We start from the raw sequence: 26,713 nt of genomic DNA, 5'->3' as shown, positions 1-26,713 counted from the left end.
GGGTGCCAGTTAGGTTTACTTCACCTTATGGTCAACAGCATGTGCATGTTCTACATCTTCATTTTTCCGGCTAAAGCGGCGGCGAACCACCACGAAGAATACCGGAACAAAGAAGATAGCCAGAACCGTTGCTGTTATCATACCGCCCATAACACCTGTACCAACCGCATTCTGTGCACCAGAACCTGCACCACTACTAATAACCAGCGGCAGAACCCCAAGGATAAAGGCCAGTGAGGTCATCAAGATTGGGCGCAAACGCATACGCACCGCTTCCAATGTTGATTCCACCAAACCTTTACCTTCTTTATCCATCAAGTCCTTAGCGAACTCAACAATCAAGATGGCGTTCTTGGCCGATAGCCCGATAGTGGTCAACAATCCTACCTGGAAGTAAACGTCGTTATTCAGGCCACGCAGAGAGGCTGCTAATAACGCACCGACCACACCCAGTGGTACAACCAACATAACGGAGAATGGAATCGACCAGCTCTCGTACAATGCTGCCAGACACAAGAACACCACAATCAGCGAAATGGCGTACAGCGCCGGAGCCTGGTTACCAGACAGGCGTTCCTGATAGGACATACCGGTCCAGTCATAGCCGATACCACTTGGTAACTTAGACGCCAACTCTTGCATCAGATCCATCGCCTCACCGGTACTTTTACCCGGTGCAGCCTGGCCCAGAATTTCCATGGAAGGCAAGCCGTTATAACGTTCGAGTCGCGGTGAACCGTATTCCCATTTAGCACTGGAGAAAGTGGCAAATGACACCATCTGACCGGAACTGTTGCGGACATACCACTTATCAATATCGCCCGGTAACATACGGAACGGCGCATCAGCCTGTACGTAAACTTTCTTCACACGACCACGGTCGATAAAGTCATTCACATAACTACCGCCCATGGCGGAGCCAAGCGTGGTATTGATATCAGAAATTGCTACACCCAGTGCTTGTGCTTTTTCCTGATCCACTTCGACTTTGAACTGCGGCGTATCTTCCAGACCGTTAGGACGCATGCCCACCAGCATATCCGGATGTTGCGCTGCCATGCCGAGCAGTTGGTTACGTGCTTCGGTTAACTTTTGGTGTCCCAGGTTACCTTGGTCAATTAACTGGAAGTCAAAGCCGGTAGCTGTACCCAGTTCCACAATCGCAGGCAAGTTAAAGGCAAACACTAAACCGTCTTTAATTTGCGAGAAAGCAGCAGAAGCTCGGCTAACAATCGCTGGAACTTTGTTTTGCTCACCAGGGCGTTCATCCCAGTTTTTCAAACTCACGAATGCCAAACCGGTATTTTGACCCTGACCACTGAAACCGAAGCCGTTAACGGTAAATACCGAGTTAACAACGTCTTTTTCTTTGTCGAGGTAATAATCAGTAACCTGATTCAGCACTTTCTGAGTTCGTTCTTGGGTTGCGCCCGCAGGCATTTGCACCATGGTCAGGAACACACCCTGGTCTTCTTCCGGCAAGAATGATGTCGGTAAGCGCAGGAACAGCACGCCCATACCAATCACGATGGCCAGATAGATAACCAGATAACGACCGGTGCTACGCAGAATGTTGCCAACACTGTCGGTATAGTGGTGGGTGCTTTTCTCGAACATGCGGTTAAACCAGCCGAAGAAACCGGTTTTCGGGCCATGCTCGCCTTTGGCGATAGGTTTCAACATGGTGGCGCACAGCGCTGGGGTCAGTATTAATGCCACCAGAACCGAAAGCACCATGGCCGAAACGATAGTGATAGAGAACTGACGATAAATCGCCCCGGTTGCGCCGCCGAAGAAGGCCATCGGGATAAATACCGCTGATAGCACCATCGCGATCCCCACCAATGCACCCTGGATTTGCTCCATGGATTTCTTGGTGGCTTCTTTCGGTGGTAGCCCTTCCTCTTGCATCACACGTTCGACGTTCTCTACTACGACGATGGCGTCATCCACCAATAGCCCTATCGCCAACACCATCCCGAACATCGTTAGGGTGTTTATCGAATAGCCAAAGGCCGAGAGAATGGCAAAAGTCCCCAGCAATACTACCGGAACGGCAATCGTTGGAATCAGCGTCGCCCGGAAGTTTTGCAAGAACAGATACATGACCAGGAACACCAGGATAATGGCTTCTACCAGCGTTTTAACCACTTCGTTGATGGAGATTTTAACGAACGGCGTGGTGTCATACGGGTAAACCACTTTCAACCCTGCCGGGAAGAACGGCTGTAATTTTGTCAATTCAGCTTTTACTGCCGCAGAGGTGTTCAGGGCGTTAGCCCCTGTCGCCAACTTAATACCGATACCTGCCGCTGGCTTACCATTATAACGAGCAATAATGTTGTAGTTTTCAGCGCCCAGTTGAACGATAGCCACATCCTTCAAGCGAACCTGAGAACCATCGGTATTGACTTTCAGCATGATCTGGCTGAATTCTTCCGCATTGGTCAGACGGGTCTGAGCAATAATGGATGAGTTCAGTTCTTGCCCTGGAACTGGCGGTGTACCACCTAATTGGCCGGCGGCAACCTGGTTGTTCTGCACTTTAATGGCGTTAATAACATCAACCGGCGTCAAGCCGTAGTTATTCAGTTTGTGCGGATCCATCCAAATACGCATCGCGTATTGGGAACCAAATAACTGAACATCACCGACACCCGCAGTACGGCTAATTGGGTCTTTAACGTTAGAACCTACATAGTCGGCGATATCTTCCTGTTTCATGGTGCCGTCTTCAGAAATAAAACCGGCAACCATCAGGAAGCTACTACTGGACTTTTCAACGCTCACACCTTGCTGCTGCACTTCTTGCGGCAGTAAAGGCATGGCTAATTGCAGTTTGTTCTGCACCTGAACCTGAGCAATATCCGGGTCAGTGCCTGAGTTAAAGGTCAACGTCAACTGCACGTTACCGGAGGAGTCACTGCTGGAAGACATATACAGCAAGTTATCGATACCGTTCATGTTCTGTTCGATAACCTGCGTAACTGTATTCTGCACAGTGGTCGCATCGGCGCCAGGGTAGTTGGCGGAGATTGAAATTGCCGGTGGCGCAATGGTCGGATACTGCGCTACGGGTAACTTCATTATCGCCAGGCTACCGGCCAACATAATTATGATGGCGATAACCCAGGCGAAAATAGGGCGATCAATAAAGAACTTAGCCATGAATTACCGGCTCCTTTTAAGACTTCTTCGCTGTGTCAGCCGGGGCTGCTTTTTGTTCTGTCTCAGTAACTTCCTGCACTTTCACCTGCACGCCCGGTCTGATTTTCTGCAAGCCGGAAACGATCAGGCGGTCGCCTGCTTTCAAGCCTTCAGTTACCAACCATTTATTACCGATAGCCTGATTAGCGACCAGTGTGCGTAACTCAACTTTGTCATCAGCACCAACAACCATGGCCGTTGCTTCACCGCGTGGGTTGCGTGTTACACCTTGTTGCGGCACTAGCAGTGCATCAGGACGAACACCTTCATCCAGACGGGCGCGGACAAACATCCCTGGTAATAACGCTTCATTCGGGTTAGGGAAGATAGCGCGGATAGTGATAGAACCGGTGGTTTCGTCTACGGTCACGCCAGAAAACTCTAAGGTGCCGGTTTCGGCATACTCAGAGCCGTTTTCCAGTAACAAGCGAACTTTCGCTTTACCGTTTTCCTGTTTCAGCGTGCCATCAGCCAGCTCTTTTTTCAGGCGCAGGAACTCGTCACTTGACTGAGTCACATCAACATACATCGGGTCAAGTTGTTGAACTGTTGTCAAAGCCGTTGCCTGACCACTGGTCACCAATGCACCTTCAGTCACTGAAGATTTACCGGTACGGCCACTGATAGGTGAGGTTACTTGAGTATAGGCCAGGTTAATACGGGCACTTTCTACTGCTGCTTTTGCCGCAACGACTGCTGCATTGGCTTGCATAGAATCAGACACCGCCTGGTCGTACTCTTGTTTACTGATGTAGTTAGTACCGAGCAATGGCTTGTAGCGATTAACTGTCAGGCGAGCGATTTCAGCTGCAGCTTGTGCTTTAGCTAAGTCACCTTTGGCGCTGTCGTAAGCAGCCTGATAAGTGGCTGGGTCAATTTGATAAAGGGATGTTCCGGCGGTGACATCACTGCCTTCAACATAGTTACGTTTAAGGATAATACCGCTAACTTGCGGACGAACTTCTGCAACACGGAATGCGGACGTGCGGCCAGGCAATTCGGTTGTGATATTCAGTGGTGCTGCTTTCAATGTCACAATGCCGACTTCAGGTGCCTGTTGAGCATGGGCTTGCGCCGCATCTTTGTCATTACATCCTATAAGTACTAAGCTGCCTGAAAGTACCAGAATTGCAGCCAGAGGCATTACCCCTCTGTTTTTGCTCATAGATAAACCTCAAGTGTCCGATTTTTAATTTAATCCAATGGATCACAAGCCTTAAAACCCATTGCTGCGTAAATTATATGTGCGTGCTATGGTACATACATTCGTGAATGTATGTAAATCGCACCCCTTCGAAAAAACAACGCTATGGCACGAAAAACCAAACAGCAAGCCGAAGAGACCCGGCTACAAATTCTAGATGCCGCAGTGCGGGAGTTTTCTGCGCACGGCGTTTCTGGTACTTCGCTTACTGATATTGCTGCCGCCGCTGGTGTGACCCGAGGCGCAATTTACTGGCACTTCAAGAATAAGGTAGACCTGTTTAACGAAGTTTGGGAGTTGTCAGAGTCTAAAGTTGATCAGCTCGAATTAGAGTATCAGGCAAAATATCCTGATAATCCACTCCGCATTTTGCGCGAAATACTCATTTATGTACTTGTTTCTACGCGTGAGGATTACCGACGTCGCGCGTTAATGGAGATTGTATTCCATAAATGTGAATTTGTCGGAGAGATGACCTCCTTCCATGACGCACGTAAAGTTCTTGATTTAGCTAGTTATGAGCGAATTGAATCGGTTTTGCAAGGGTGTATTGATGCAAATCAACTGCCCGTCAATCTTGATACCCGTCGTGCTGCGATTATTATGAGAGCCTATATTACAGGTTTGATGGAAAACTGGCTTTTTATGCCAGAAAGTTTTGATATAAAACAAGAGGCACCGGTATTAATTGATGCTTATCTCGAGATGTTGGGTCAGAGTTTTTCATTGCGGAAAGAGATAAATAGCAAGGTATCGGATTAACTGGAGAAATTTATATGAGTAATAAAACGAATTCACTGGTTGTCATTGCCAATGGTGCTGCGTATGGTCAGGAATCACTATTTAATGCGCTGCGTCTATCTATCGCATTGAAAGAGCAGCAGACAGACCTCGATTTACGTCTATTTTTGATGTCTGATGCGGTTATTGCTGGTCTTCAAGGGCAGAAGCCAGCAGAAGGCTACAATTTACGGCAGATGTTGGAAATACTCACGGCACAGAATGTACCGGTTAAACTTTGTAAAACCTGTACAGATGCACGTGGGATAACGGGATTAACGTTGGTTGACGGCGTGGAAGTCGGCACTTTGGTTGAACTGGCCCAATGGACGCTGGCTGCCGAGAAAGTTCTGACGTTTTGAGTTGCAAAGGAAATATCGCCTTTGGCTTCTCTAATGGCAATTACCGCTCTTTGGGCTGTTACATCCTGTTCAGCAGCAAGTGCGTAACTGCTCGCATTATTATGACCATTCACGCCCTGAAAGACTTTTCTTATTATGGCCAGAGGCTGAACGTGATAGGATTTCAGTCTCTCTGTTGAAATGAAGTTCAAATATGAGCAGCAGATTTCACAACCCATATTCTTTATCGTTCTCCTTGCCATTTTCTTTGCCAGCAGGCGCGTCTTTATTACGCCTGCAAACAATGATTATCATGCTTATAATTATATCGCTAATTTCACCGGCACTTTTCGCGGCTGGAATGAATATAGATGTACCGACGCGCAATGAAGTACTGAGTCAGTTGGATGCATTATCAAAACAAAAAATACTGTCCCCCGCTGAAAAGTTATCGCAGCAAGATCTGACCAAAACGCTGGAATACCTTGATACTATTGAGCGTACTAAACAGGAAGCCGCTCAACTTAAACAACAATTAGCACAAGCTCCGGCGAAGCTGCGCCAGGCGACGGAAGGGCTGGACGCGCTTAAGAACAGTTCAGCCGATACCATGACGCGAGAGTCTCTGGCTAATTATTCATTGCGCCAATTAGAATCTCGCCTAAATGAAACTCTGGATGATTTACAATCGGCCCAAGAAGACCTTTCGGCCTATAACAGCCAGCTAATCTCCCTGCAAACTCAGCCAGAGCGCGTGCAAAGTGCTATGTATAACGCGTCGATGCGTTTAATGCAGATTCGCAATCAACTCAATGGGTTGACTCCGAATCAAGAGGTTTTGCGGCCGACTCAACAGCAAGCGCTATTGACTGAGCAAGTCATGCTAAATGCGCAGCTGGATTTACAGCGTAAAAATCTGGAAGCCAATACCACCTTACAAGATTTACTGCAAAAACAGCGAGATTACACCACTGCACATATTAATCAGTTGGAGCGTTATGTTCAGCTACTGCAAGAGGTAGTGAGCGGTAAACGGTTAATTCTTTCAGAGAAAACAGCCAAAGAAGCGCAAGTACCCGATGATGCGACTGATATCCAAAATGACCCATTGGTTAGCCGTGAATTGGCGATAAATAAAGAGTTGAGCCAGCGGCTGATTAACGCCACTAAAGAAGGCAACACACTGGTACAACAGAATATCAGGGTCAAAAACTGGCTGGATCGTGCATTACAATCTGAACGTAATTTAAAGGAACAAATTACCGTTTTACGTGGCAGCTTGCTGCTTTCCCGTATTCTGTATCAGCAGCAACTCAACTTACCTGCGTCTGGGCTGATTACCAATATGGGGCCACGCATCGCTGATTTGCGCCTGGAACAATTTGAAATTAATCAGCAGCGTGACCAGCTATTCCAGGGTGATGACTACATTCAAACCCTGATGACTGACAGTAAAGAGAAAGTCAGCCCTGATGTTGAAGATGCACTGGGGCAAATAGTTGATATTCGTCGCGAATTGTTAGATCAATTGAATAAACAGCTGGGCAATCAACTGACTCTGGCAATTAACCTGCAAATTAATCAGCAGCAGTTATTGAGTGTTAATGAGTCACTGCAACATACACTAACCCAGCAAATTTTCTGGGTGAGTAGCAATAAACCGATGGATTGGTCTTGGCTAAAAGCATTGCCGGGAGCACTGAAAGCTGAGTTGAGTAATTTTAATTTTACCCTGTCCTGGGATGATGTATTAACCGGGTTGGTTAAGTCATTGATATTTATAGTTCCGATGCTGATTGTAGTCGGTATAATCCGCTCACGCTACAAAATCATTAATCAGCATCTGGATAGTCTGGCCGCTGACGTCGGGCAATTAAAACACGACAGTCAAATGCACACCCCGAAAGCTATTATGCTTACCTTGCTGAAAGTGTTACCAGGGTCTTTGCTCATACTGGGGGTGGGATATTGGTGTTTGCGCTCAGATTTTAATCTTAGTGATTTCTTCTGGAGTTTCTTCCAACGTCTGGCTCTGTTCTGGCTGGTGTTTGATCTGACGTATCGCATGTTATCACCGGGCGGCATTACCGAGCGGCACTTTATGATAGCCGCTGACCGATGTGCTCATTATCGACGCCAAATGGTGAGATTGGGCGCAGCATTGCTGCCGGTTATCTTTTGGTCAGCCTTGGGGGAGAAGAGCCCACTTCGGTTGGTAGACGATGTTATCGGGCAAGTTGTTATTGTTATTGCGTTGGCATTGTTGGCGTTGTTCGTCTATCCATTCTGCCGTGATAGCTGGCGTGAGAAAGACTCCCATGCGGTTCGGCTCGTGATAGTCACCGCCATTGCAGCAACACCGATCATATTGATTGGATTAATGGTTGCTGGGTATTTTTACACAACTCTGCAACTGGCAGGCCGCTGGATTGATAGCCTGTATTTATTATTCCTGTGGAATATCATTTACCTGACGGCTATTCGTGGATTAGGGGTTGCGGCAAGGCGTTTAGCTTATCGCCGTGCCATCGCCCGACGACAAAATCTGGTGAAAGAGGGAGCCGAAGGTGGGGAGCCAGTAGAAGAGCCTCCACTGGCGCTGGAACAAATTAACCAGCAGTCATTGCGTTTGACCACCATGGTTCTGTTTCTGATTTTTGCGACCTGTTTCTATGCTATCTGGGCTGATTTGATAACGGTTATCTCCTATCTGGACAGTATTTCGTTGTGGCATTACACCACAACCGTGGCGGGTGCGAGTGTTGCTCAGGCAGTTACATTGGGGAATATGCTCGTGGCATTAATGGCGCTGGTGGTCGCTTATATCCTGACGCGCAACCTGCCTGGATTGCTTGAGGTGGTGGTGTTGTCACGGTTACAGCTACGTCAGGGCACCTCTTATGCCATCACCACTATTTTGACCTATCTAATTACCGCGATTGGGGGGATAACCGCACTCAGCTCTCTCGGGGTATCGTGGGATAAACTGCAATGGCTGGTTGCGGCGCTGTCAGTTGGTTTGGGCTTTGGTTTACAGGAGATTTTTGCCAACTTTGTCTCCGGTTTGATTATTTTGTTCGAACGCCCTGTTCGTATCGGCGATACCGTAACCATTGGTACTTTCTCCGGCAATGTTAACAAAATCCGTATTCGTGCCACCACGATCACCGACTTTGACCGCAAAGAGGTGATTATTCCGAATAAGGCCTTTGTTACCGAGCGCCTGATCAACTGGTCGCTATCAGATACGATTACCCGGATTATTATTAAAGTTGGCGTTGCGTATGGCTCTGATTTAGCGAAAGTTAAAGAGATATTGCTAAAAGCGGCTCATGAGAATCCGCGGGTTATGACTGATCCTGAGCCTCATGTATTCTTCCTCAACTTTGGTGCCAGTACCCTTGATCATGAATTGCGTGTGTATGTGCGCGAATTACGTGACCGTAGCTATACAGTGGATGAATTAAATAGCGCGATTGATAAGTTGTGTCGTGAGAATGACATCAACATTGCGTTTAATCAGTTGGATGTGTATTTACACAAACCTGATGGCACTGAAATTCAAGAGGTAAGCAGACCTTTTGACACGAAAGAATTGCCTTCTGTGCCCTCGGAGAAGTCGGCAATTGGGGATACCAAACCTGATTTACCGGATATTAATAAGCCACTCGCTTAAAACTATCGGGCAGTGATAACGGTGAATTCCATCGATAGGCATGTGACGAACCACAACAAGGCGATACTTGATAGTATCGCCTTGGCTGAACATCAGAAATAACCGGGATCAATCAGATGTCTGATTGCGAAGTTTACGCTGATAATCAAGTTGCACGATAGCTAACGCTGCCAGTGCTGTTTCTGGCGCTATCTCATTGCATTCCAGCAAGTAGATAAGATCTACTGCCAGTTGCAGTTCTGGTGACGCTTTTTCAACTGACATAATCTGGCCAATATTTGATTTTCAGTTAATTAAGAAAGTCAATGGAGATACCTTACTGCCGGTTTCCATTTGACTTGATTTTAATCTGTCTACTCCATAAATTCCAAGATGCGAAACGTTGGCAACTGAGAAGACCCGATGAGCGGTTTAAGCAAGGAGGCCGGGAGACTCAGTACTACCAGTACATCCGCAACTTAAAAAAGGGTAGGTCTAGAACATTATAGAAAACTATTCGCTATCGAAACCCCAATAATTCAAAAAATGTGATAAATATTCAAAAACCGTTCTCTTTCTTCTCAATACTACGTTCTATTCTTATCAATGCCTGCCGACAACGCATTAAACGCCCTTCCAAGGCAGCAAGCTCTTTTTGTATTTTTTGCTGCTCAGATAACAAACTTTGCTTACCCAGTTGGCTCTCTCTATCCTGAATCATGCCCAGTATCCGCCGTTCATAATCTTGATGTTCAGCCAGCTTATGGTAAGGATCTAATTTATTATATTTAGGTTCAGGATTGGATTTTCTCAGTTTTTGTGTCGCTAACTCTCTTTGTAAGGCCGATATTTGTGCCACCAGCTTTTCGGCTAAAAAGGCGACCTGCTGGGTTCGATTTTCTGCAACGACCTGTTTTAACTGGGCCATGTTTTTATGCACATCCAGCAGATAGTCGCGGAAACGATTGCCATGATTGCCAAATAAATTCAGGTCAAAACGAGCCTGTTGAGAAGGTGTGTTGGCTTGTGGCCCAATTTGGGCCGACAACGCCTCAATTTGGCTTTCAAGCACCTGCAATAGCTTTTCTGTACTCATGGCGCGTCTCCCTGATTATTTTTGCCAGCTTGCCTTTGAATGGTGATGGTGACAAGCAAGCGGGCGGGTAAAACTATATTTTGTGCTAATAATGGCGAGAATATCTATTGATGATGATCAACGCATGCGTTAAAGATAGGGGCAGATTAATAAATGTCATTATAAAGGGAGTATATGTCTCGTTGGTTGTTGATAGCGTTAGGCTGGCTGGCAGTGATTCTGGCAACCTTAGGTGTCGTGCTTCCCCTGTTACCCACTACGCCGTTTTTGCTACTGGCCACCTGGTGTTTTGCACGATCCTCTCCCCGCTTTCATCACTGGCTGCTTTATCGTTCATGGTTTGGCAGTTATATACGAACGTGGCAGCAACATCGAGCTTTGCCTTCAGGCGCGAAGTGGAAAGCAATATTGGTTACAATAGTGACTTTTGCTATTTCGCTCTGGTTGGTAAAAATTTGGTGGGTCAGAGGCATTTTGCTCGTGATATTGACGTTATTATTGACCTTTATGTTACGGATGCCAGTTATTGACCTATCGCAACAAAAAAGGCTCTGAGTTACTCACATCAGTTGCATTTTAATGCCAGTTTGCATAGATTTGAGCGTTTTCGTGCGCGGGATAATCCCTCGTTGTGTCCTTAGGGTTAAGGATGCAGTAATTTACTCTATCGAGACTATAGTTAACCGGTAGAGCAAGTTGCTCAGCTGATGTCATTTTAGCATCGACTGGCCGCGCTTTAGTATGTACAGCAGTTTTATCAGGCACAAATTATGACCGCTACTGCAGCTAATACAGCACAACAGCTTCAATATATTAAAGACAGTATCAAAACAATCCCCGATTATCCAAAAGCGGGAATACTGTTCCGTGATGTGACCAGCTTGCTGGAAGATCCATTAGCCTACGCCGCCAGCATTGAGCTGTTGACTGAGCGCTATGTGGATAAAGGGGTGACCAAAGTCGTGGGTACTGAAGCCCGTGGTTTTCTGTTTGGTGCTCCAGTGGCTTTGTCTCTGGGGGTGGGTTTTGTGCCGGTACGTAAGCCGGGCAAGTTACCGCGTGCCACCATCAGCGAAAGTTATGAATTAGAATACGGTACTGACAAACTTGAGATCCACACCGACAGCATTCAACCAGGCGACAAGGTTCTGGTTATTGACGACTTACTGGCGACTGGCGGAACCATTGAAGCGACAGTTAAACTTATCCGCCAGTTGGGTGGTGAAGTGACCGACGCCGCGTTTGTGATTAATTTACCCGATTTGGGTGGCGAAGTTCGTTTGAATAAACAAGGAATTACTTGCTACAGTCTGGTTGATTTCAGCGGCCATTAATTGACCTGTAACATACAGCCTTGCTATCGATAGTGGGGCTGTGTAGGAATATACCTTTTATATTATCCCATCTCCCCAGTTATTAATGAATTTCTTATATAGCAATTTACTTTCTATCTATCCCATTTAGGCTATTCAACTGTGATCAATAAAACCCCTCATTCATTAAAAAGTCAGAATTTAATGATTTAAATCACTTTTTTAATATTATTATAAGTGAAATGATGTTTCTTCCTTTCTGTGCGATTCATGGTTTTAATTAAAATATCATTTAATAAGATATTTCCCGCGATAACTTTATGTTTGTACGATATTTCCTACGGGGTTTATAAGCTATATCTTGTGTATTTTATATATTATAAAAACGCATTGAAAATAACTTTTTTGCAGGCATAATGCGCCAAATCACTTCTTTTTATTTTATCTGCCCCAGCCGGGCAAATAAGGATATGCCCTGTGCTGCGTCCCTGTTATTTAAAATTAATAGCTGGCATATTATTGTCTGCGGTAGCTATTACATTTGCCAGCTATGGTGCGGAATTAGCCCCTGTGCAGCAAAGTATTCATCAGCAGGAACGGCAACGGGCACTGGAAGAGCGTCTGGCACCTTCCACACCAGATGTGCGCTTATCTGCGCCGTCAGCATCTGTTGGGCGCATCACTTTCCCTGTAGAGAAACCCTGTTTTGTCATTCAGCGCGTCGCCGTCAGTGGAACTGAGCCATTACCCCGCTGGTTGCCATTGCAACGACTCGCCGAGCAGGCGCAAAACCAGTGTCTGGGTGCCAAGGGAATTAACCTGCTGATGGGCCAATTACAAAATCGGCTGATTGACCATGGCTATGTCACTACCCGTGTCCTGGCTCCACAGCAGGATTTGAATAGTGGTACTCTGGCACTACAAGTGGTGCCCGGCAAAATACGTCATGTGGCGCTGACACCTGACAGTGATCGGCATGTCACACTATTCAGTGCTTTCCCCGCCCGCCCCGGTAACTTGTTGGATTTGCGTGATATCGAACAAGGGCTGGAAAATCTACAGCGCGTCCCTACGGTGCAAGCCAGTATGGAGTTGATCCCCGGTTCTGCACCCGGTGAGACCGATATCGCTCTGAACTGGAAACAGAGCAAAATGTGGCGGCTGGCAGCGTCGTTGGATGACTCCGGCACCCGCAGCACCGGCCGCTATCAAGGGGGCGCGACACTGTTTCTGGACAACCCTTTATCTTTAAGTGACCTGTTTTATGTTTCGGCTGGTGGTTCAATAAAGAATCGCGGCGACAAAGGCACCAATAACCTCACCGGCCATTACTCGCTGCCGTTCGGTTACTGGACTGCAGGTATTACCGCCAGCAGCTATGACTATCATCAGACGGTAGCAGGTCTAAATGGCGACTACAGCTATCGGGGTGAAAGTGAGAATGTGACACTGCAACTCAGTCGTCTGTTGCACCGCAACGCCAACCAGAAAACCACTTTTACCTACGATGTGCTGACCCGCTCGTCGAAAAACTACATCAATGATACCGAAGTGGAAGTGCAACGCCGTCGCACCTCGGCCTGGCGTATTGGGCTGGAACATCGCCACTTTATTTCGCAAGCCACACTGGATGCCGGTATCAGCTATCAGCGCGGCACCCGCTGGTTTGGTGCGATGCCCGCGCAGGAAGAGTATGTCGGGGAAGGCACCGCCCTGAGTAAAATTCTGCGCTTGAATGCGCAACTGGATATTCCTTTTGCCGCCTTGACGCAAAAATTCCACTACAACCTGCAATACCAGCGGCAAAGCACTAACACACCGCTGACACCACAGGATCAATTCAGTATCGGTGGTCGCTGGTCAGTGCGTGGTTTTGATGGCGAGCGCACGCTGAATGCTGACCGTGGCTGGACAGTGCGCAATGATCTCGGTTGGTACACCCCGCTGCCTGGGCATGAGCTGTATGTCGGTGTGGATTACGGCGAAGTTGGCGGTCGCAGTGCCGCTTATCTGCTGGGACAGCATTTGGCGGGCGCTGCCATCGGCGCTCGTGGCAATATTCTGAATACCCGCTACGACCTGTTTGTGGGCAAACCGCTCTCTAAACCTGATGGATTCAAAACCGATTCGGTGACTCTGGGCTTTAACCTGAACTGGCAATACTGATACGCCCGATTAACGTTTTACTCTCTGGGATGAGTTATGAATAACAACCTGTACCGTATCGTTTTCAACAAAGCGCGTGGCATGTTGATGGTGGTGGCTGATATCGCCGCCTCTGGTCGGGCTGCATCATCGCCATCGTCAGGTGTAGGGCATACGCAAAGTCGCCGTATCAGTGCGCTATCGTCACTGAGCTTTAGCCTGTTACTGGCCTTAGGTTGCGTCTCATTATCCGCTCAGGCCAATATTGTTGCCGATGCCAGTGCGCCGGGGAATCAGCAACCCACCATTATCAGCAGCGCTAACGGTACGCCACAGGTTAATATCCAGGCGCCCAGCAGTGGTGGCGTTTCCCGTAACGTTTACAGCCAATTTGATGTCGATAATCGTGGCGTGATCCTCAATAACGGACAGGGTGTCAATCAGACGCAACTCGGCGGTTTTATCAGCGGTAACCCGTCGCTGGCGCGCGGTGAAGCCAGTATTATTCTCAATGAAGTCAACAGCCGTGACCCCAGCAGACTCAACGGTTATATCGAGGTGGCTGGGCACAAAGCACAGGTAGTTATCGCCAACCCGGCGGGCATTACCTGCGAAGGCTGTGGTTTTATTAATGCCAACCGCGCGACCTTAACGACCGGTCAGGCGCAGCTCAATAACGGCCAGCTCACTGGCTATGATGTCGAGCGGGGTGAGATTGTTATTCAGGGTAAAGGTCTGGACAGCAGCCGTCAGGATCATACTGATCTGATCGCTCGTTCCGTTAAAGTGAATGCCGGTATTTGGGCCAATGATCTGAAAGCCACTGCCGGGCGCAATCAGATCGATGCCGCGCATCAGAATATAAATGCCAAAGCCGCCGATGGCAGCCCGCACCCGACAGTGGCGGTGGATGTTGCCAATTTGGGCGGCATGTATGCAGGTAAAATTCGCCTGATTGGGACGGAAAGCGGTGTCGGCGTGCGTAACGCGGGCGAGATAGGTGCTTCAGCGGGCGATATTACTATCACAGCTGATGGTATGCTGATCAACAGTGGTCAGATCAACAGTGCGACGCAACTGGTGGTGAAGACTTCCGCCGATATTGATAACTCAGGTGTGCTCTACGCCAGTGGTGATACCCAACTCACGACGGCGGGTAAGCTCAGTAACAGTGGCACCATTGCCGCTGCAGGGGATACTACTCTGCGCGCGGCTGAGGTAAACAGTAACCACAATTCTCTCTTGGGTGCGGGTGTCAAATCCGACAACAGCGGTGTTACCGGCGGCACTCTTAGCATTGAAGCCAACGGGCAGCTAATCGCCCAAGGGAAAAATGTCAGTGGTACGGCGCAGAATCTCAACGCGCACAGTATCGATCTGAGTGGCAGTCAAACCCAGAGCCGTGATATCACTTTGACCTCACAAGGCGGGCCAATTGATCTCAGCGGAGCCAGATTATCCGCCAGCCAGCATCTTTCTGCCTCAACCGCCTCACAACTGCGTACCGACAATGCCAATCTGGTTGCCGGGCAAGTGACATTCGACGCGCAAGCGCTCGCCAATATTGGCGGCGTGATAGCTCAAACGGGAACCACAGATTTCAATCTGAATCTGCCGGGTAATATTGATAACCGTGATGGCAAAATCCTCTCTGGAGGCAAACTCTCGTTACAAGCCGAAACGCTGAATAGCAATACTAATAGTTTGCTCGGTGCCGGAGTGCAGAGCGATGGCAAGCTGGCTCAGAGAGGTGAACTGAATGTCGCCACGCATCAGGCATTGATTGCCCAAGGGCAAAATGTGGCTGCGGGTGCCATAACATTATCTGGCAGCCGTGTTGATCTCACCGGTAGCCAAACTCAGGCTGGCAATATCACCATAACGGCCCGCGACGGCGATGTTTCTACGCAAGACGCGACAGTGCTCACTCCCGGAACCCTTGCGATCAACGCCGCAGCAAACTCGAAACAAACCCTGAATAACCATGGCGGTAAATTGCATGCGGATAATATTCAGCTCAATGTCGCCAAACTTGATAGCAGCAAAGGGGAAATTGCTGCTGCGACCGACATGTGGATACGCCTGCAAAGTGATTTCACTCATCAGGTTGGCGCACGGCTAACAGCGGGGCGCGATCTGGCCTTTAACACCAGTGGCGCACTGACTAACCAGTACAAACTGGAAGCCGGACGAGATATGCAACTGAGGGCGCTCAGTATCAGCAACACCAATGCTGACAACAGCAGCGCCCTACTGGCCGGTCGGGATTTGTCACTAAACACTGATAGCCTGTTTAATAGCGGGGCTCTGTATGCCGCCGGTGTTGGGCAATTTACGGTTAACGGAAATGCCGAAAATCGGGGCGAGATTTACACTGAACAACAATTGACGTTAGCCTCTACGGGCAATCTGGCTAACAGCGGTGTGATACAAACTCGCGGGGATATGCAGTTATCCACTGAGGGCTATCTCAACAATAGCGGCACCCTGTATAGCGCAGGTGATCAAATGGCGCTTTCTGCCACCGGTGACCTAACCAATAAGGGCAGCCTGTATGCCGCCAGGGGCAATTTACACCTGTTGACTAAAGGTAATCTGGATAACAGTGGCAGCCTCTATGGCACTGGGAACAGCGAGTTAACCGTGCATGGCAATACGGCTAACTCCGGCTCCGTTTATAGCCAAGGCGCACTACAGTGGCAGTCTGGTGGAAATGTCGCGAACAGTGGCTCCATTGCAGCGCTTGGCAACCTCCAACTGAGTGCTAACGACTTACTCAGCAGCAGTTCATCCCTGCTAGCGGCAGGTTTGAAGGCCGATGGGAGCCGAACCAACAGCGGTGATTTGACTATCACCACAGAGCACACCTTGATTGCGCAAGGGCAAAATATCGCTGCAGGTGCATTAGCGCTGTCAGGGAGCCAACTTGATTTAACCGGCAGCCAGACTCAGGCTAATGCCATCGCTCTCGCGGCCAAATCGGGCGATATCACCTTAACTGAAGCGGTGGTTAAAGCCGCAACACAGTTATCCGCCGGGACAACTACCCTGTTACGTACTGATAAAGCCAGCCTGATTGCCGGGCAGATAAGTCTCGTCGCGCAATCACTCTCTAATATCGGCGGCGTCATCGCACAAACCGGCATCACGGATTTCAACCTCAATCTGGCCGGTTATCTGGATAACCGCGCTGGCACCTTGCTTTCTAAAGGCAACGTGGCAGTTCAGGCACAGCGCCTTGATAGCAACAGCACCAGCCTGTTGGGTGCGGGGATACAGAGTGATGGTCGCCTGATTGATGCGGGCAACCTGACGGTAATCACCCGTCAGGACTTGATCGCACAAGGGCAAACCCTCGCGGCGGGAGCTATGACGTTAACCGGTAGTCGGGTTAATCTTGCCGACAGCTACACGCAAGCCCGCGAGATGAATATTATCGCCAACAGTGGTGATATCAGCACACAACGCGCCAACATCATCTCCCTTGGCTCGCTGACCATGACTGCGGGCGCAAATGCAGGTCAAACGCTCAATAACCAAGGTGGCGCGCTGGCAGCGAATAATATCTCGTTAAATCTTGGTCAGTTTGATGGCGGTGCAGGTAAAGTCAGTGCCAGTCAGGATCTGACCATTGGTTTACTGAGTGATTTCAACAATCTGGCAGGTTCTACCCTCCAGGCTGGGCGAGATTTAACCTTTACCACTCAGGGTGCCTTAACCAATGACGGGCTGTTGTTGGCGGGCCGAAAACTCAGTACCGACTCCACCAGCTTGTTCAACAGCGGCAGCATTATTGGAGCTGAAGCCACACTTAAAGCGCGAGATCGCATCACCAACTCCGGCCCTAAAGCTCTCATCGGCGCAACGGATGAAAATGGCACATTAGCCTTACTGGCACCGGTGATTGAGAACAGTGATACTGTCACCAACACAGACACTGCGCCAACCACCACCATTTTAGGTATGGGCAAGGTCATTCTGGCGGGTGGGCAAGATAATAGTGGAAATTACCTGACGGCAGCACAGATTCTCAATATTTCTGGCCTGATTGAATCTGGCAAAGATCTGCTGGTTTACGCCAGCAAGTTGACCAATAGCCGCCATATCTTAACCGCCAATAACAATTTCGTGGTGGTAGGTACGGTGAGTGGGTCGGCCTACTGGACGGCGGAAAACCCCGATATTCCGGGCGGGCGCTATTCTGAGCCACCTCATGGGGGGGCAGATAACAGCGATTATATCGGCACAAACTATACGTCAACCACCGCCAAAAACAGCATTGATCAGATAAGCCCTGAAGCACAACTGTTAGCGGGCGGAAACTTAGCACCTCATGTCGGCACACTGGAAAATTTCTGGAGCAAAGTGAGTGCGCAAGGCGAGATTGACCTCTCCGGTGTTACGCTGAGTCAGGATGGTTGGGGGAGTGCACAACGGTTGATTGAAAGAACAACCTCCACCGGTGAGTGGCGCTACCGCAACTACAAAGGCAATTTGTGGGGCCGGAGTTGGGGGCCGGAGGTCAAAGAACATGCGACCAACCAATACGCTTCCAGTCTTACGGCGAAAACCATTAGTGGCAGTGGCACGACTATCCACAATGGAGCAAACTCCGGGGCAATCACCCCACCGAGTGATCGCGACAATATCGGCAAGGAGATTGCTGTTGAGTTTAACGGTATTTCGCTGACACTTCCCAGTGGTGGCCTGTACCAACTCAGTACAGATAAAGGCCAGTATGCACCTGGCCCGGAAAGTGACCTCTCGCTTGGCAGTATCAATAACCCGTCCGCTAATTTGGATCGCACCGGCCTCGCGGCTCCTGATCGTGCAGTAAGTGGCGGCTATCTGATAGAAACCAACCCTGCGTTTGCCAATCTGAATAACTGGAAGGGATCAGACTACGTACTCCAGCAGTTAAATAATGACCCGGATGTGATATTCAAACGCCTGGGGGATAGCGCCTACGAGCAGCGTCTGGTGCGAGATCAGGTGCTGGCATTAACCGGTCAAACGGTCACCAGTGATTACCGTAGCGCGCAAGAGCAGTTCGAGCAGTTATTTGCGGCAGGACTTGAGTACAGCAAAGCATTTAATATTGCCCTCGGCACTCACCTCAGTGCTGAGCAGATGGCAGCATTAACTGGCAATATCGTGCTAATGGAAAGCCGGGAAGTCGCCGGACAAACCGTGTTGGTGCCGGTGGTCTATCTGGCGGGGGTGAAACCGGGTGATCTACAGGCTAACGGCACATTGATTGCGGCCAATAATATCGAACTTACCGATGTTCAGGGTTTAAGTAATCAGGGGGCCATCAAAGCCACTAATGACCTGCGCATCAGCATGGCAAAAGATATCACCCTAACCAGCAATGGCGGCTTGCTTGAGGCGGGCAATAACCTGCAACTCAGTACGTTGAACAGTGATATCGACCTGACCGGCGCGCGGCTAAACGCGGCTAACCTGCAACTGGATAGCGGGCGCGATTTAATCCTGCGCACCGACACTGAACAACTCAGTAGCAACAATGGCTCAGTGTTACGTAACCAAACCCTGCTGGGGCCGCTGGCGAGTATCAATGTCAGTAACAACGCGGTGATTAATACCGAGCGCGACTTTATCCTGCAAGGCGCGAGTGTGAATGTCGGTAAGGATCTTCAGGTCAATACTGGTGGCGACTGGCTGCTTAATACTGTCGAACGCAGTGACCAGATAAGTACAAGTGATGGCCGTGGCAGTTCGACCAGTGAGCATATTCGCCATCTGGGTAGCGAGGTAAATGTCGGTGGTGCATTGACCGCCAATGTCAATAATCTGACTGCCATGGGAGCCAATATCAATGCCGACACCCTTGATGTGCAGGCGCAGAATATCAACCTGAGTGCGGCCACCGACAGCCTGCATGTCACCGGCGAATCTTCCAGTAAACGCCATACCAGTTCGGTCAATCTCTATGATGAAACCCTGCTCGGCAGCCAGTTGAACGCCAAAAGCGATATCAATTTACAGGCAGCGCAAGACATCACCCTCAGTGCCAGCGCGGTGCAAACCGACGGCGCGCTGAAGCTGGCGGCGGGTGGCGATATCACCGTCGCCACTCAGACCGAACAGCACGATGAGCAGCGTATTCATACTGGCAAGAAAAAAGGTCTGGCATCGACTACCACCACACGCACCGAAGACAGTATTAGCCAGACACTGGCGGTCGGCTCGATGCTCTCGGCGGGTTCTATTGATGTTAGCGGCAAAAATATCGCGGTCACCGGCAGCAACTTGGTGGCCGATAACGATGTTAACCTGCGGGCGAAAGAGAACATCACCGTCAGTACCGCACAGCAGAGCGAGAGCGAGTCTCACCTGTTCGAGCAGAAAAAATCGGGCCTGATGACCACCGGCGGGATTGGCGTCACGATTGGGAGTAATAGCCAGAAAACCACCGACACCGGCAAATCCATCTCCAATGTAGGTAGCACTATTGGTAGTCTGGGCGGCAATGTCACTCTTGATGCGGGAAATCAGTTAAATATTCATGGCAGCGAAGTGATCGCCAATAAAGACATCAGCCTGAAAGGGTCAGATGTCGCGATAACGGCGGCGGAAAACCACCTGTCTCAACAACATACCGCCGAGAGCAAACAGAGTGGCATCACCGTCGCCTTGTCTGGCGCGGTCGGCAGCGCGGTCAACAGCGCCGTCACCACCGCACAGGATGCCAAAAAAGAGCCCGACGGCCGGTTGGCTGCCTTGCAGGGTACCAAGGCAGCGCTATTGGGGATTCAGGCGGTGCAGGCCGGACAACTGGTGGAGGCTCAAGGCGGCGATGCCGCCAGCATGGTGGGCATTAGTATTTCATTAGGGTCACAGAAATCGGCCTCGCAGCAACATCAGGAACAGACCAGTGTGAGTGGTTCGTCCCTGACGGCAGGCAATAATCTGACCATCAATGCGACCGGAAAAGGCAGCCAGGCGAACAGCGGCGATATCCTGATTGCGGGCAGCCAGCTCAAAGCGGGTGGCGATACGACATTGGATGCGGCGAGAGATTTGTTGCTGCTCGGTGCCGCTAATACGCAAAAAACCGACGGCAGCAACAGCAGCAGCGGCGGCAATATTGGTGTCAGTTTGGGTTTTGGTAGCTCTGGTGGTGGCCTGAGTATCTTTGCCAACGCTAATAAGAGCCAGGGGAAAGAACACGGCGACGGCACCTTCTGGAGTGAAACTCAGATCGACAGTGGCGGCACACTGTCGCTACACAGTGGTCGCGATACCTCACTGATAGGTGCTCAGGCGAGCGGTGAAACCGTCAAAGTGGATGTAGGTCGTGACCTGCTGCTGCAAAGCCAGCAAGACAGCGATAACTATGATTCGAAACAGACCAGTGTCAGCGGTGGTGTCAGTGTTGCGGTCATTGGTGGTGGTGGTTCTGCCAACCTGAGCATGAGTCGCGACAAGCTGCACAGCAACTTTGACTCGGTGCAGGAACAGACCGGCATCTTCGCAGGCAAAGGTGGTTTTGATATCACGGTCGGCGAGCATACCCAGCTTGATGGTGCGGTGATTGCTTCTACCGCCACTGCCGATAAAAACACACTGGATACCGGTACGCTTGGCTTCAGTGATATCCATAATCAGGCGGATTTCAAAGCTGAACATCAGGGCGGCAGCCTGAGTTCCGGCGGGCCGGTCGGCTCTGACCTGTTGAGCAATCTGGGTAGTGTCGCGCTGTCGGGCCTGGGGGGCAAAGGCCATGCAGAAGGCACCACGCAAGCAGCAGTCAGTGATGGCACCATCACTGTCCGTGATCAAGCCAACCAGCAACAGGATATCGCGGAACTGAGTCGTGACACCGACAATGCCAATGGCAGTATTGGGCCGATTTTTGATAAAGAGAAAGAACAAAACCGGCTGAAGGCCGCGCAACTGATTGGGGAGATCGGGGCGCAGGTCGGTGATATCGCCAGAACGCAAGGTAAAATAGCGGAAGAAAAAGCGCTGAAAGATCCGAAAGCGATTCAGGCAGCAAAAGAAGCGCTGGCGGCGAAAGGCAACCTGACGCCGACGGAAGAACAGCTGACTAACCAGATACGCAATACCGCCATGGCTCCTTATGGCACCGGCAGCGCGCTGCAACAGGGTATTCAAGCTGCCACGGCGGCGGTTCAGGGCCTGGCAGGCGGTAATATGGCACAAGCATTAGCGGGCGGTGCTGCTCCGTATCTGGCTGAAGTGATTAAGAAAAGTACTGGTGACAATCAGGTAGCTAATACGATGGCGCATGCCGTATTGGGTGCGGTCACGGCCTATGCCAGTGGTAACAGCGCGCTGGCGGGTGCTGCGGGTGCGGCCAGTGCGGAGTTAATGGCCCCGACGATAATCGCGGCAATGGGTTGGGACAAGAATAATCTCAGTGAAGATCAGAAGCAGACGGTCAGCGCATTGGCGACATTGGCCGCAGGACTGGCGGGTGGATTGACGGGTGACAGCACCGCTGATACGGTTGCCGGAGCGCAGGTTGGCAAGAATGCGGTGGAGAATAACTATCTGAGCAATCAACAGCGCTCAGATAGAGATAAAGAGTTTGATGCCTGTAAAGGTCACGAGTTCTGTCAATTGCAAGTGGGTGCCAAATGGGATGCTATCAGCATGGGCCAAGATGTTGCTTATGCTGCGGGAATGGTGGTTGGTGTTCCTCAAGGGCTTTACGACTCAGTCGAAAGTTTATCGAAATCCATCAGTGATCCTGTTGCGGCTTATGATGCAATCAAGCAACTGATAGCGAGCGATGACATTTTTAGCACGATGTCGGATGCGGTTAAGCAAAGCTATATTGATCGCATCAACCTGATGGAGTCGGAGTATCAGAAAGCTGGCGCAAGTGGTGCGTACAATGCCGGTGTTGAAGCCGGTAAACTTGTGTCTGATATGATTGGTGCTGTTGCAGGTGGCGTTGGGGTTGCAAAAGTGGGTACAGCACTCACAGAGAAAATTGCAGCGAAAATAGTTGGCAAAATTGAATCACCAAACCTTAAAACACCATCTGGTAATCCTAACAGTTCAAGTGCTGTTACCGATGTTGAGGCTGGTGGGTATTCTTACTATGACCAATTCAAAAATGCTAATGGGGGATGGGATTGGCCTAAGAATTTGGGATTTGAAGGTGATCCTGTCAAAACTACAATCCCAGTAGGTACTCGTTTGGATAGATATGGGGAGCCTAATGGTTCTTTCCTTGCACCGAAAGGGACACCTTACGAACAACGTGCCCTTGCGCCGGGCGCTAAAGCTGAAAAATATTATGAGTATGAGGTAATAAAACCCTTGCCTGCTATACGAGGAGAAATTGCTCCTGCTTTTGGTCAGCTAGGTGGAGGTGTCCAAATATTACCTAATATGCAAGAGCGAGTGAATGTTGACTGGCTGGTGAAAAATGGATATCTACGGGAGATAAAGTAATATGCTGCTCTCTTTTTCTGAGATACAAAAAAAAGTCAACGATCTAGGGAAAATTGTGGGGATTCCTGAGAGTGATTTGCACATTTTCTCATCATCACCAGGTGATGGTAGGCCACATATTTCCTATGATGGTGGGTTGTACAATTATATATATGCAGAGAGGGGGGTAGAATTTTTTAGAAAAACAACGAGTTCAAAAGATGAGCTGTTTTATTGGATTATGTCTGACTTTATTTATAAAGTTGCCTTTCAATATGAACTGGAAAATCGTGTTGAGAACAGAGATGGGCGGCGAATTGCATTTAATAAAGCACTTGATCTTATGGGGAGGATTAGTGATGAGTGGAGATTAAAGGCTCAGCATGAAATTGATGATATCCTCACTAAAAATCCGTATACAGATACTCTTAAATTAAAGTAATAAATCCCAGCCAACTGGCCGGGATCTTTGCTTTTATGCTTTGAAAACATCCACTTCCCGCCGTTGCAACCGGAGCACACCGGGTGCGGCGGCCACTTCCAGTTGTTCGGCATCTGTGATGCCGGATCCGGTCAGCCAATCCCCACAAATCACCAGCTCGCCGTTACCCCACCGCCAATTGGCCGCCAAATTTTGCCGCTGTTGGCTGGGTATACTCGCCCTATCTTGGGCCTAGCTCCTTCGGGGCCGTTGCAAGCAGCGTTCAACTTTGCCTCCCAGGTGGCTTTATCGGTGTCGACAGTGATCCAGAGCTGATGATACTGGAGCGTCAGCTCTGGGATCGGTTGAGGGGTAAAGGTGATGTTCATGCGACACCTCGCAACAGAGCGAGAGCGAATCTCATCTGTATGAGCAGAAAAAATCGGGCCTGATGACCACCGGCGGGATTGGCGTCACGATTGGGAGTAATAGCCAGAAAACCACCGACACCGGCAAATCCATCTCCAATGTAGGTAGCACGGTGGGCAGTGTGCTGGGCAATGTCAGTATGACTGCCGGTGAAGACCTGACGGTGAAAGGCTCCGACGTGTTATCTGGTAAAGACATCAATCTGACCGGTAAAAACGTCAATATTGTGGCGGCAGAAAATCAAAGTGCCCAGACCCATATCGTCGAACAAAAACAGAGAGGCCTGACATTAGCACTGTCGGGCACAGTCGGCAGTGCCGTTAACACGGCGGTGACCACCGCCAAGGCTGCCAGTGAAGAGAGCAATGGCCGCCTGGCGGCACTGCAAGGCGTCAAAGCGGCATTGAGTAGTGTTCAGGCGGTACAAGGTGGGCAGATGGCAGAATTGAATGCCAGTGACCAAAATGCTATTGGCATTAGCCTGTCTTATGGCAGCCAGTCATCAAAATCAGAACAAACCGTCAATCAAACCACCCATCAGGGCAGCACGTTGACTGCCGGTAATAACCTGAATATCACCGCCACAGGGAACGGCGTGAAAGGGGCTGATGGCGATATCGTGGTGCACGGCAGCCAGTTACAGGCGGGTAAAGACGCCAGCCTGACCGCCAATCGTGATGTGATTTTGCAATCCACCCAAGAGACCCAAACGCTGGATGGCAGTAATAAAAGTAGTGGCGGTTCATTGGGGATAGGAATAGGTGCCGGTCAGGGCGGCTGGGGCATTAATATCTCCGCCAGTCTGAACAAGGGCAAAGGCAGCGAAAGCGGCAACGGCCTGACTCATACTGAAACGACGGTCAATGCCGGTAACCAGCTCAACATCACCAGTGGCCGCGATGCGGTGCTGCAAGGCGCGCAGGTCAGTGGGTAAACCGTCAAGGTGGATGTGGGCCGCGACCTCCTGCTGCAAAGCCAGCAAGACAGTGACCGTTACGATTCCAAGCGACAAGACGCCAGTGTCGGCGGTAGCTTCAATTTCGGTTCGATGACCGGCAGTGCCAGCATCAATGCCAGCCGCGACAAAATGCACAGCAACTTTGACTCGGTGCAGGAGCAGACGGGTATCTTTGCCGGCAAAGGTGGCTTTGATATCACTGTCGGCGAGCATACTCAGCTTGACGCGCAGTGATTGGCTCCACTGCCACCGCCGATAAAAACGCGCTGGATACTGGCACGCTGGGCTTCAGTGATATCGGGAATAAAGCCGATTTCAAAGTTGAACATCAGAGTGTGGGTATCAGTACCGGTGGTAATATCGGCGGTCAGTTTGCCGGTAACATGGCCAACGGCTTGCTAACAGGAGCTAACAATGAAGGCCACGCCGACAGCACCACTTATGCGGCGGTGTCGGATGGCACTATCACCATCCGCGACACCGAGAAACAACAGCAAAATGTCACTGACCTGAGCCGAGATGTCGAACACGCCAACAATGCCCTCACCCCTATCTTCGATAAAGAGAAAGAGCAAAACCGTCTGCGCGAAGCACAACTGATTGGTGAGATTGGCAGTCAGGTCAGTGATGTTATTCGTACACAGGGGAAAATTATCGCCACCAAAGCGGCGAATGAAAAAATGCTGGATGTGAGTGAAAAGGATAAGGTAGACGCCAAAGCACAGTGGGAGAAAGCTAATCCGGGTCAGGTTGCAACAGTTGAAGATATCAACGGGCAGGTTTATAAAACGGCCTATGATCAGGCGTTCAATGAATCAGGTTACGGCACGGGTGGCAAATTCCAGCAGGCGGTGCAGGCGGCAACTGCGGCTATCCAAGGTTTGGCTGGCGGAGATATGTCGAAAGCGTTGGCGGGAGCTTCTGCACCTTATCTGGCTGAAGTCATTCACAATATGGCTACCGATCCGGTCACGGGTAAAGTGAATACTGAAGCTAACCTGATGGCACACGCGGTATTGGGTGCTGTGATGGCTCAGGTGAACGGAAACAGCGCACTGGGTACATTGGCGGCAGGGCTGACAGGGTGAATTCTATAAAAAACAGGTTTTTCTCATAAGCAGCAAACTCAAATATGTTAGTTATGTGTTGTTGCTATATCAGAGTGATACTGGGATAAATAGCATTCATTGGCAATAAAGCTGAGTTGTTATTACAAATAATATTTATGGAAAATAAAATGACGTGTCTTAACTGTGAAAATAAAGCATTAAAAGAATCTGGGCTATGCCTGGAGTGTGAAGAAATAGAAAGTCGGAAGATAAATGGAATTTTATATTTACCTGCATTGGGGTTAATCGTAACACTAATTCTGACACTTTATTCGTTTTATCTTCTGGCAAATATGATGTTCAGTAACTTTCAACAATATGGAGTAATCACTAACTACGGTATTTTCATACTTGCATGTGTCTTGATATACTTTGTTATGGCCGCTATCGCAGCGCAGGCATTCTTCAGAAGAAAAAAAACAACAAAAAAATTAATGGTTGCTTATTATGCGATCAATTTCATTACTACAGCCTGCATGACTGTTCTGCCAGCAGTTTTATTTAATCTCTCTTTAGAAAGCAGCGATATAAGTGCGATAAGCTCAGCTATTATTGGAATATTAGCGTGGACACCTTATTTTCTTTTATCGAAACGTATCCCTATTGTATTTCACAAATAAGTT

General features: G+C 49.4%; 13 protein-coding genes and 2 pseudogenes. 10 read left to right on the top strand and 5 right to left on the bottom strand.

Features of this window, described 5'->3' with window-relative positions:
* Positions 1-15 precede the first annotated feature (15 nt).
* Together acrB and acrA are read right to left on the bottom strand one after the other, a co-directional pair.
* Positions 16-3,168, bottom strand: a complete 3,153-nt coding sequence (acrB, locus tag FTB31_RS15045; protein WP_050077362.1) for an efflux RND transporter permease AcrB — start codon at positions 3,166-3,168, stop codon at positions 16-18.
* Between the two features lie 16 nt (positions 3,169-3,184).
* Positions 3,185-4,372 carry an efflux RND transporter adaptor subunit AcrA gene (gene acrA, locus FTB31_RS15040; protein WP_050077363.1) on the bottom strand — a complete coding sequence of 396 codons (1,188 nt, stop codon included), beginning with the start codon at positions 4,370-4,372 and terminating at the stop codon, positions 3,185-3,187.
* Between the two features lie 144 nt (positions 4,373-4,516).
* Here acrA and acrR point away from each other — a divergent pair, with 144 nt between their 5' ends.
* The 3 genes from acrR to mscK all read left to right on the top strand — a co-directional run bounded on the left by acrR (position 4,517) and on the right by mscK (position 9,208).
* Positions 4,517-5,173, top strand: coding sequence for a multidrug efflux transporter transcriptional repressor AcrR (gene acrR / locus FTB31_RS15035; protein WP_050077364.1), 657 nt, complete (start codon positions 4,517-4,519; stop codon positions 5,171-5,173).
* A gap of 14 nt (positions 5,174-5,187) precedes the next feature.
* Positions 5,188-5,553 (top strand): DsrE/DsrF/TusD sulfur relay family protein, encoded by a 366-nt coding sequence (locus tag FTB31_RS15030; RefSeq protein WP_050077365.1) that lies wholly within the window; start codon positions 5,188-5,190, stop codon positions 5,551-5,553.
* A gap of 193 nt (positions 5,554-5,746) precedes the next feature.
* Positions 5,747-9,208: a mechanosensitive channel MscK gene (gene mscK / locus FTB31_RS15025; RefSeq protein ID WP_227729167.1), complete on the top strand. Its 3,462-nt coding sequence runs from the start codon at positions 5,747-5,749 to the stop codon at positions 9,206-9,208.
* A 108-nt stretch (positions 9,209-9,316) separates the two neighbouring features.
* On the opposite strand, the gene rsmS is transcribed toward mscK, so the two are convergent.
* Both rsmS and priC read right to left on the bottom strand, forming a co-directional pair.
* On the bottom strand, positions 9,317-9,472 hold the full coding sequence (rsmS, locus tag FTB31_RS15020; RefSeq protein ID WP_005158164.1) for a pleiotropic regulatory protein RsmS: 156 nt from the start codon (positions 9,470-9,472) through the stop codon (positions 9,317-9,319).
* A gap of 274 nt (positions 9,473-9,746) precedes the next feature.
* The gene (gene priC / locus FTB31_RS15015) at positions 9,747-10,283 is read right to left on the bottom strand and encodes a primosomal replication protein PriC (protein ID WP_077174525.1); all 537 of its coding nucleotides are present in this window, start codon (positions 10,281-10,283) and stop codon (positions 9,747-9,749) included.
* 174 nt (positions 10,284-10,457) lie between these two features.
* On the opposite strand from priC, the gene FTB31_RS15010 reads away from it, so the two are divergent.
* The 5 genes from FTB31_RS15010 (at position 10,458) to FTB31_RS14990 (ending at position 23,615) form a co-directional block, all read left to right on the top strand.
* Positions 10,458-10,838, top strand: coding sequence for a DUF454 family protein (locus FTB31_RS15010; protein WP_050077368.1), 381 nt, complete (start codon positions 10,458-10,460; stop codon positions 10,836-10,838).
* Positions 10,839-11,053: 215 nt separating this feature from the next.
* Entirely contained in the window at positions 11,054-11,617 is a 564-nt protein-coding gene (apt, locus tag FTB31_RS15005; protein ID WP_050077369.1) for an adenine phosphoribosyltransferase, read from the top strand.
* A gap of 459 nt (positions 11,618-12,076) precedes the next feature.
* Positions 12,077-13,762 carry a ShlB/FhaC/HecB family hemolysin secretion/activation protein gene (locus FTB31_RS15000; RefSeq protein ID WP_400189512.1) on the top strand — a complete coding sequence of 562 codons (1,686 nt, stop codon included), beginning with the start codon at positions 12,077-12,079 and terminating at the stop codon, positions 13,760-13,762.
* A gap of 36 nt (positions 13,763-13,798) precedes the next feature.
* Positions 13,799-23,194 (top strand): two-partner secretion domain-containing protein, encoded by a 9,396-nt coding sequence (locus FTB31_RS14995; RefSeq protein WP_227731518.1) that lies wholly within the window; start codon positions 13,799-13,801, stop codon positions 23,192-23,194.
* Between the two features lies 1 nt (position 23,195).
* Complete coding sequence (locus tag FTB31_RS14990; RefSeq protein ID WP_050123202.1) at positions 23,196-23,615, top strand: Imm63 family immunity protein; 420 nt, start codon at positions 23,196-23,198, stop codon at positions 23,613-23,615.
* A gap of 33 nt (positions 23,616-23,648) precedes the next feature.
* On the opposite strand, the pseudogene FTB31_RS21595 reads toward FTB31_RS14990, so the two are convergent.
* Positions 23,649-23,983, bottom strand: a pseudogene (locus FTB31_RS21595) (hypothetical protein).
* Positions 23,984-23,988: 5 nt separating this feature from the next.
* Here FTB31_RS21595 and FTB31_RS14980 point away from each other — a divergent pair.
* Both FTB31_RS14980 and FTB31_RS14975 read left to right on the top strand, forming a co-directional pair.
* Positions 23,989-26,066: pseudogene (locus tag FTB31_RS14980) on the top strand (hemagglutinin repeat-containing protein); the annotation flags it as partial.
* Between the two features lie 152 nt (positions 26,067-26,218).
* Positions 26,219-26,710, top strand: coding sequence for a DUF2569 domain-containing protein (locus FTB31_RS14975; protein ID WP_227731517.1), 492 nt, complete (start codon positions 26,219-26,221; stop codon positions 26,708-26,710).
* Positions 26,711-26,713: the final 3 nt, after the last annotated feature.

It is taken from the genome of Yersinia proxima (assembly GCF_902170785.1).
In the GTDB taxonomy this organism is placed as follows: domain Bacteria; phylum Pseudomonadota; class Gammaproteobacteria; order Enterobacterales; family Enterobacteriaceae; genus Yersinia; species Yersinia proxima.
This window is presented reverse-complemented; position numbering and strand designations above follow the sequence as displayed.